6 protein-coding genes are annotated in these 8,921 nt (G+C 37.8%); 2 read left to right on the plus strand and 4 right to left on the minus strand.

Features of this window, described 5'->3' with window-relative positions; translation table 11 throughout:
* Window positions 1-143: 143 nt before the first annotated feature.
* Window positions 144-614, minus strand: coding sequence for a DinB family protein (locus QZ738_RS05345; RefSeq protein WP_293785421.1), 471 nt, complete (start codon window positions 612-614; stop codon window positions 144-146).
* A gap of 401 nt (window positions 615-1,015) precedes the next feature.
* A complete protein-coding gene (locus QZ738_RS05350) occupies window positions 1,016-1,267 on the minus strand; it encodes a hypothetical protein (protein WP_293785423.1) in 252 nt (83 codons plus the stop codon).
* Window positions 1,268-2,538: 1,271 nt separating this feature from the next.
* On the opposite strand from QZ738_RS05350, the gene QZ738_RS05355 reads away from it, so the two are divergent.
* Window positions 2,539-3,657: a Gfo/Idh/MocA family oxidoreductase gene (locus tag QZ738_RS05355; protein ID WP_293785425.1), complete on the plus strand. Its 1,119-nt coding sequence runs from the start codon at window positions 2,539-2,541 to the stop codon at window positions 3,655-3,657.
* Between the two features lie 157 nt (window positions 3,658-3,814).
* Here QZ738_RS05355 and QZ738_RS05360 read toward each other — a convergent pair whose 3' ends face one another.
* Both QZ738_RS05360 and QZ738_RS05365 read right to left on the minus strand, forming a co-directional pair.
* Window positions 3,815-4,492, minus strand: coding sequence for a DUF4397 domain-containing protein (locus QZ738_RS05360; RefSeq protein WP_293785427.1), 678 nt, complete (start codon window positions 4,490-4,492; stop codon window positions 3,815-3,817).
* Window positions 4,493-4,841: 349 nt separating this feature from the next.
* The gene (locus tag QZ738_RS05365; RefSeq protein WP_293785429.1) at window positions 4,842-7,886 is read right to left on the minus strand and encodes a DEAD/DEAH box helicase; all 3,045 of its coding nucleotides are present in this window, start codon (window positions 7,884-7,886) and stop codon (window positions 4,842-4,844) included.
* A 639-nt stretch (window positions 7,887-8,525) separates the two neighbouring features.
* On the opposite strand from QZ738_RS05365, the gene QZ738_RS05370 reads away from it, so the two are divergent.
* The gene (locus tag QZ738_RS05370; protein WP_293785431.1) at window positions 8,526-8,783 is read left to right on the plus strand and encodes a DUF1016 N-terminal domain-containing protein; all 258 of its coding nucleotides are present in this window, start codon (window positions 8,526-8,528) and stop codon (window positions 8,781-8,783) included.
* Window positions 8,784-8,921 lie beyond the last annotated feature (138 nt).

The raw sequence follows: 8,921 nt of genomic DNA on the forward strand, positions 1-8,921 counted from the left end.
TTGATGCCAAAAAGTAAGAGCCCTTCGGCGGCGGTGAGCCGAGGCAAGACTGTGCTGTATGGCATAAGAAATCAGTTACGTCATTTATATTGATTTTTATACCATAAATTATTCCTCAGGATGACACTGATACAGTTTTTAATTTAGTACCTATCCCAGAAAAATGGAGGCTCGATACCCAATGCCCTCAAATACACAAAGCCCTGGCCACGGTGATGTATTTCGTTATCGATAAAATACAAGAGGTGGCTAATGATGGTAAACTCATACATTCCAAATAACTTAATGGTTTCATGAAGCTGCCCCTCATCGATTTGATTAAAGTATTCTACGATTTTTGTAGTATCCCCATCCCATTTCGTTAACAGCTCTTCCTTGGTATGTAATGGAAGATCATGGTTAAAAGATATAGTTTCTCTCGTTATCATTTCCTTTAAACCCGGAACATCAATCGATAATAACTCTTTAATTAATGCTGAAAAAGGTCTCATTCCGCCGATTGAAAATTCGAATAATTCTTTTTCAGGAAATTTTTCAATGGTTTTTCTGGTCAGTTTTCTGTGGCCTAACCAGTGTTGTAGTAATTCGCTTTTGGTAATCATAACTGTTGACATTTTGTTATATTATTGAATAGAACAAAACTAAAACCAGCTTATGACAACTGTTTGTCACTTAAAAAAGTAACAATAAGTTTCTCTCAATTTTTTTTCTGTTGACCTGGAGCAAAAGGTCTGGCCGATTTGGAGCCTGTTCCTTTTTTGGCTTGTCCTGGAGGTACCTTTCCACTGTTGCCAGCCGTTCTGGTACTGTAACAAGCACTGCTAAGTAGCATCACCGATAAAGTTGCAAGAAGGTATATCTGTTTCATAAGCCAATGAAAGCTATAATGATGCCAGAATGGTAGTATTGCTTACAGCAGTGTTGATCCTATCATCGCTAAACGGCATTACCTTTTAAAATAAAAAAGCCTCATCTTTAGAAAGATTGCCAATATTTTGGTCTGATTTTCCTGTTCTTACTTCAGTCCTCTTTCTTTCAAAAGATTTTCTAATTCGGTATTATCATACTTAGAATTATTGACCAATTTATAAATGAAAAATAATGGAATAAGTGTTAGCAAACCTAAAGTATGTTTAGCTATGCTAAAGAATATAACACCAGCCAGAAATCCTATTAACAATGCATTGATAATGGCTGCTGATTTCTTTTTCTTCGCTTCTTGCAATAGTTCCTGATCCGTTAATTCAGATAGTTTTTTTGGTTCCATTTTAGGTTAATTAGCATTTTTTAGTTGATGATTCCAGTTAATACCCCAAATATAGATAATTGGATCCACTAGTATAAGAATTGTGTTTTCAAAACCTGGGTGTCATCTGTAAGAAAACACACCAATCTGGTCTTAGCATCTCGCTAAGACCAAAATGTAACTTACACAGCAAAGTTCAACGGGCTAAAACTGTTTGGCTTTGTTATGTCGTAAGAGTTGATTAGTGTGGCTTTGATAGGTTTTAGAGGTGTGTGAGAATATGGTAATTTATTGTGCTTCAGGATTTAATCTCGAAATCTCATATCATGAATTAAAGGGATTTTTCTCGAAAACATGAATCCATCCTCTGTCCATAGTCCTAGGCCTTAGAATTAAGCAAAAGGAGACTATGGGTTAATAAGTGCTGAACAAGAATAGAGGACTGATAATTAAAATAGATTTATTCTTTAAACAATCTGGGGCTCCTTGTTTAACTCTTCGGAGAGATATGGATGGAATCGATTACTCCCTAACCATATATTATACTAGTACGCAAGTAGTACTAATACTAATGAAAGATAAGTATATTTTAATTTTTGAGATAAATTTCCGAACATTACTTTAAATAATGCGTAGTGTACTAATTTTCACGCTCAAAGTATGGCTTACAACAATAGTGTCGGGAGCTGTTTTCATCATTGCTTTTCTCATTATTTCTTCGCCGCCTGAAAATATGCAATGGAAGTTTATGCCATTATTTCTATTTTTTATTATGCTATATTCAATGATATTATCTTTACCAACGTTGTTGATATTTTACTTTGTATCTTATGGATTGGCAATTATCAAACTTAACATTGTTTGGAATAAAATTATATTGACAAGTGTCGGAATACTTGGATGTATACTTACTCTTCCGTTTTTAATACACCATAAATCGCTGGTCAGCCAGTCAAGTCTAATATTCACTGCATGCTATGGGCTACCCCTAACACTCAGTATAATGTATTATAGATTCAGTTTAAATCTTGAGATTTAACTATTCAAATCTTTCTATTGATATCAACCAATAGCGCCCTTCAGTTTATAAGCTTGCCGATCGTTTATAGACTTCTACTCAGGTAGTGCCCAAGCATCTGTCAAATATAGGCTTAAATTATATCCTGAAAACTAAACGTAATTATTCTATGTTACCTATCATAAAGTAAATCAATTCATTAAAGTGAAAAATATGTGAAAACATGTATCACTTAATGTTTTTACTGGATAAGGTATATAACTAAGGGGCCATTATGAATACCAGAAGAGACTTTCTACAAAAAATGGGCGCATCAGCATTGATGTTGCAGTTAAGTTCAATATCGGCATTTGCTGAGGCTAGCGAGCCAATAGCGCAGCCATACGATGGTAGGGTGCTCCGGGTGGCCATTATGGGATTAGGTGGATATGGCACCCGTGTGGCGGAGGCGATGAAAGCCTGTACCAGGGCGAAACTGGTTGGTGTAATTAGTGGTACGCCCTCGAAGGTTAAGGATTGGCAAACCAGGTACAACATTCCGGAAAAGAATTGTTATCAGTATGATAACTTCGATGAGGTAAAAAATAATCCGGATATAGACGCCATTTATGTAACTACACCAAATGCACTGCACCATGATCAGGTTATTCGTATCGCAAAAGCCGGAAAACATGCTATATGCGAAAAACCAATGGCTTTAAACGCCAAAGAGGGGCAAGAGATGATCGCTGCGTGTAAAAAGGCAAATGTGAGATTACTGGTTGGTTACAGAATGCACTTTGAACCCCGTACGCTGGAGGTGATCCGAATGCGAAAGGCAGGTGAATTCGGAAAAATCATGTTTTTCCAGGGGCAATGTGGTTTTAAAATAGGCGATCCTGCGCAGTGGCGATTAAACAAAGCGCTTGCGGGCGGCGGATCAATGATGGATATTGGAATTTATGCAATTAACGGAGCAAGATATATGGTAGGCGAAGAGCCAATTTGGGTAACCGCTCAGGAAACTAAGACCGACCCGGGAAAGTTTAAAGAAGGGGTGGATGAAACCATACAATTTCAATTGGGCTTTCCCAACGGTGCGGTAGCGTCTTGTTTATCGAGCTATAACATCAACCACCTGGATAGATTTTTCATGAGTGGCGATAAGGGATTTGCAGAAATGCAACCTTCTACCGGTTATGGCCCGATCAAAGGCATAACACACCAGGGTGAACTTACGCAGCCGATAACCACGCATCAAACGGTACAGATGGATCAAATGGCTGACATTATTTTTGAAGATAAAAAGCCTGTAATTCCTGTAAACGGTGAGGAAGGTTTGAAAGACCTCAAAATTATTGACGCCATTTATGAAGCTGTAAAAACAGGGAAAAAGATCAAGTTAACGGTTTAAGCGATGACTTGAAACGGGTGACAGAGTTTTGTCGAAAAATTGCCCTAACTCTGACTTTTTAAGATAAAGAGATTCTGAACGCTACTGACATAATAAATGTTGTTTTCTGAAACCAAATTAAAGGTATATCATAAAAAAAGCGGCTGAGCCGCTTTTTTTATTTCTGAACAATGATATGGTATCTTGCTTTCGTGGTTGTTGAGCTATCGAACCAAACGGTATATATTTTTCCGGCTTGTAACTCTGAACCTGCAATGGTTGTGGTTTCCAGTGAACCAGACATGTTAACATTTAAACTGGTATTGGCATCAATCGTTTGATAAGCTGAAGCCGCTTTAAAAGCTAAAGCAGAAAGGATGCTGGTACCGGTAGATGTTGTCACATTAATGGTACTGCTTAACATCGGCGCCACGTTGATAAAACGAACTTTTGCTTTGCCACTTACGGTATTATCGTCATTGGCGTAAGTATTGATTGCCATTGTACCGTCAGCTTGTTTTACTAAAAAAGCAGTTTGTGAAGAATTTTCACTTGCATTCACACTTGCGGATGCGGTTACCGTCGCAGATCCTGAATTTTTAAAGGCAATGGTTTTATTCCCTGCTGCGGTAGAAATATCTGTCGCCGTGTTGGAATAGGCTATCGCAGATGCATTCACCTTAGCATCATTAATATAGGCATCCTGTGCTGCTGATCCCTCTACGGTATTTACAAATGATATTCTGGCATTAGCATTTAGATCATTGTTACCGTCTTTCTTACAAGATGAGATTGAAAGAACCACCGCTGCGGCTACCGCAACCCTGGTGATTAAAGAATTAGTTTTAAGTTTCATAATTTATTGATTAATACTTTCAAACTTTTCAAAAAAAATGCCTTTACTTATATGGTGATACATATTTTTTATTTAAACAGCTGTTAATCAGCATTTTGTTTGTTTTTTAGGTGATCTCAGATATTTTTTTCTTGTCATCATAATGTATATAAGACGGTTCATATTGTAACTTTATTAGTACGTTTATAGGCTTTAACGTTGTCATGATAGTTAACTCTAGCTTAGTTTGTTAGAAGTGTGAGACCATTGAAAACACTTCTACAACAAGAAGCTATCTTTTCACGGGCTTTTTTAGTAGCGGGGAGTTGCAGGATGTAGCACCTCTACAGGACTTGCCAGCAATCTGTAATCATAATCTTTCGGCCAATACTGAAAAGAATTGATAGCCAGACCAGGATTTTCTATTACCTATCACATAAAAACGTCTTTTGGCGCGTGTTAACGCAACATTAAGCATATTGGGCTTAGATGATGCCCATTGTCTGGATCCAGGTTTCCCGGGATCGCTGCCAAGTACCAGAAAGACAATATCTGCTTCCTTACCCTGAAAGGTATGGATCGTTCCGCATTGTATCTTTGAGTTTATAGAATGAAATTCCTGTTTACATCGCTCTGCAACCGATTTGAAAGGTGAGATAACAAATATTTCCTGATGTAGTTTCCCGAGCAACTGAATTTTTTCTTTTAATAAAGAGATTTCCTCTTCAACAACTTGTCTGTTTTGGATATGCGAACCGTTGATGTCGAACCAGGCAGATGCTCCCAGCGCACATTCAAAGGGTGCATCTGCCATCGCTTTAACCATCTGATTACTATAGGCAATTTCATTGGAGATAGCGAACATGGGGTTATTGCATCGACGGTGGGTACGTAATGGAAACCCTGTCCAAATATCTTCGTTGTCAATTTCTTGCTTCATCCATGTACCCTCAGCAGTTATTCTATCAGCCAAAATTTGTGCTGAACTTCGTAATGGTGACCAAACTGCATCGGTCTTATGTTGTTGATTCAATATGTCGATCAACTTAATCGGCGTAGTAACGACTGGTTCAATCTGTAAGGGGTCGCCGATAATAATACTCCTCCGGGCTCGATAAATAATCCCTGCCGCTGATTGCGGTGTGGCCTGTCCTGCTTCATCAAGTAACAACCAACCAATACTTTCCTTTCCCAGACTACCGAATAGACGGCTGACAGAAGCTAACGACGTTGAAACAACAGGGATACAAAAGAAAAAGGATTGCCATAAACTTAATGCAATAGGTTTGGAAACCTCCACTTTACCATCCATTAGTTCCATTAATAAACCAATATTGTTTTTAAACTGCTTGGCATTTCTTAAAATAACATGTTCATGCAATAACAGGCTCTTAAGAAATATGTCGCTCCGCAGTTTATTTATGCTAACGGAAGACCAGGGATTACATTTGTGAAAGGTATCCTTATCTGTTTCAAACCTGTTCAACAAATTTTCATCGGGAATATCTCTATAAGCTATGCCATAATCGCTGTGGAGTCTTTCTTTTTTCTTATTGTAAATGCCCATCCGCTGATTAATCTCTCGTAATTGGGCCTGTAACTGTTTTATTTCTTTCTCCTTATCAGTGATTTGCCCGTCTAGGTTATCTATCTCTTTTTGAACCGCTATGCTTTTTGTTGTAAGCGCTGTATGTTCATTTAATAGTAGCAGGTATGGTCCGTTCCACTTTTTAAATGCTTTCGTATTGAACAGTTTTTGGAGAAAGAAAAATGCCGGTTTTGTAGATTGGTGCACCTGAATACCATATTGGATTTCGGTAATCCGATTTTTAAGATCAGCCAAATCTCTAAACAGTAGTTTTTTACTATTCCGGATCTCCCCGATAAGGGTGGTAAGCTGCTCAATGCTGTGTATTGTTCTTATTTTATTTTTTTGGTCATTTAAATATGTGGGAACCAACTTAAAGAACTCCGAAGCTACCTGTCTGAATTCATAAAATTGTTTTAGTAATGCAGCAAGTTCAGCTTTCGTTCTTTCATAGTATTTAAGATATTCAAAAGTCCGGTCCTCATTTTCCGGATTGTTATAAAGGGATTGTAAAAAGGTAGCAAATCCGGGTTCGCTATCCTTCCTGTACCAGAAATTATTCTTAAAAAATGCCCTGTTTTCAGAGTTTCCCAACGCTGCGGCCAGTAATCCCCAACTGTCTACCTCAATTAAATTTTGAGAAAAGTCAGTGAAATAGCTGGCATTTGGAAACATGTTCCTGTCTATTTTTTGTTCATCAGGCAGTTCTTTCGATATATTTTCGACGGCTGCATTGTTATTGCTGGCCACTACAATGCCAACATCGTCAAAAACATCACTATTGGTAGGGAAATGATAGGCGAAATTGCTTTCCCTTTCTATTTTCTGGCCTCTGGCAAATAACATGGAAATATTCTTTTCCATCAGTTTCTGCGCACGAAGCACTATCACCTCGGCCACAATGTCTGATAAAAGGGTTGTTTTTCCGATACCCGGAGGGCCATTAATTCCCGTTAGACCTTTATCCTTAAGTAATTCTAAACTGGTATTAACAGCACCTGTTTGCGCTGAATAAAGACCATAACTAGGATTGGAAGGCCAACGCCCTGCAGGTATTTTTGCTGGGTCTATCGTGTCGAAAAAGGCTTCCGCATTCGAGAGTAAATCCGTGCGTTTAAGCTGATGTGTATCGATATGTAAATAGTCATTCAGTCCTTTCCCAAAAGAGTTAGAGTTGTTGATGAGTTGATTGAGGTCTTCAAGATAAAAACTGTTTAAAAATGCGGTGTCGCCTTTAGACTGTTTGGAGACCTGTATGGACTGCACATAAATATGACTATCACAAGTTATGCCATCAACATTCAGCTTGTTTAGAACAGCTATCTCTTTTTTTAGATGTGCGGATGTGATTATTGGCGCCAACGCACTGTTTAGGTCTTTTGCATCCTGATTGTAAGGGTATCTTTCTCTAAACTTTTCTTGTACCTCGTCTAATAGTTTGGATACCTCCGATAATTTTTTCCCTTCCTGCAAGCATTTGACTCCATATAAATAGGAGGCTTGTAAATAAGGACTGTCTCCCGACAATCTCCCCTGTTCATCTATAATCAGGACAGCCATACAGGTATTACCGGTTGGTTTCTCTATCCAGTCTTGTTTTTCAGGTTTATCATGCAGAGCTTTCCCTATAACATCGATTATATTTTCTTTACTATGCTTACCCAAAAAAACAATATGCCTCCACGTACTATTTTGTTTCGGTACAAAAGATAATTCCCATGGTAATGTTTTGCTCAGATCTACAAATTTGGCATTGGAAGGCAAATCAGGCAAGGAGAAGATTTCTATATCTTTCCAGAATGACAATATTGATTTTCGTGCGTTCAATTTAGTTTTCAATCTAATATAAATGCCTACAATTTATCAAATTTATGGGTAAAATAAGCTGTTCATTTTAACTTGAAATCTCAGGGTTAGATTTCTGTGGGTATAGAAGAAAGAACCGCCCAAAATATGTCTGCCCTTTAAGTCGGGGGAATCTAAAAAACTTACTTTTAAAAAGGCTTGCAACGCATGTTTCATTTCAAAAACATCTTGTGCAGCTCTTTCCCCGAACATATAAATTTATTGACGGGAGAGGTTTTGTTCGAGGCAAATTCATGTAAGCGTCTAAAGAGTTTTTGTACTAGTTGTCGAATACCCGTTGGCCAAGCGGGAATAATTTGGTTATCATGTTTTATTGGCATAAAAAAAGGAAACAGCAAAGATATACTGTTTCCTTATGGTAGAGTCAATCGGCGGAAAATCGAACTTTTATGAACATTGTGAGGCCATAGTAAATTTTGAAAAAGTGGTCAATAATAAGATTGAGGGGAAGTATAGGAAAAAGAAAAAGTTGTAAGTGTTTTCCTTAATTAGCGTCATAACTCACATTTTATTCGGAATCAAAAGTCTGTCTGATACCAACTAAATTGCCTGTTTTTTGTAACTTTACTAATTAGAAGGTAAATTTATTTATAGCCTAAAATGCTTGTAAACCAATCTATAATATCAGACCTGAAAGCGATCATAGCTCATTCCAACGATAGGGCGGTGCGAGCTGTCGATCACCAAAGGACGTTAATGTACTGGCATATCGGCAAATGGATTTTTGAAGAAGAACAGCAGAGCAAAGGCCGGGCAGATTATGGAAGTTTTTTGATCAAATACCTTTCAGAAAAGTTGCAACCTCAATTTGGAAGTGGCTTTTCTGTTCGTCAGATGAATCTCTGTCGCCAATTTTAACGTACTTTTCCGGGGGCTGACTAAAAAGGGTATAAAAATTACAGCCGTTGCTTTAAAAAGCAGCGGCTGTTTAGTAAATTTAATTGCGAAAGAAATTTACTATGGCTAAGATACAAAGTTCAGCACAATTCAAAAACT

This window comes from uncultured Pedobacter sp., from assembly GCF_913776295.1.
In the GTDB taxonomy this organism is placed as follows: Bacteria; Bacteroidota; Bacteroidia; order Sphingobacteriales; family Sphingobacteriaceae; genus Pedobacter.

Bases quoted from the DNA above. Each gene is read 5' to 3' on its own strand.
- QZ738_RS05370 (WP_293785431.1), top strand. From the start codon at position 8,526: ATGCTTGTAAACCAATCTATAATATCAGACCTGAAAGCGATCATAGCT.
- QZ738_RS05350 (WP_293785423.1), bottom strand. From the start codon at position 1,267: ATGGAACCAAAAAAACTATCTGAATTAACGGATCAGGAACTATTGCAA.
- QZ738_RS05360 (WP_293785427.1), bottom strand. From the start codon at position 4,492: ATGAAACTTAAAACTAATTCTTTAATCACCAGGGTTGCGGTAGCCGCA.
- QZ738_RS05355 (WP_293785425.1), top strand. From the start codon at position 2,539: ATGAATACCAGAAGAGACTTTCTACAAAAAATGGGCGCATCAGCATTG.
- QZ738_RS05345 (WP_293785421.1), bottom strand. From the start codon at position 614: ATGTCAACAGTTATGATTACCAAAAGCGAATTACTACAACACTGGTTA.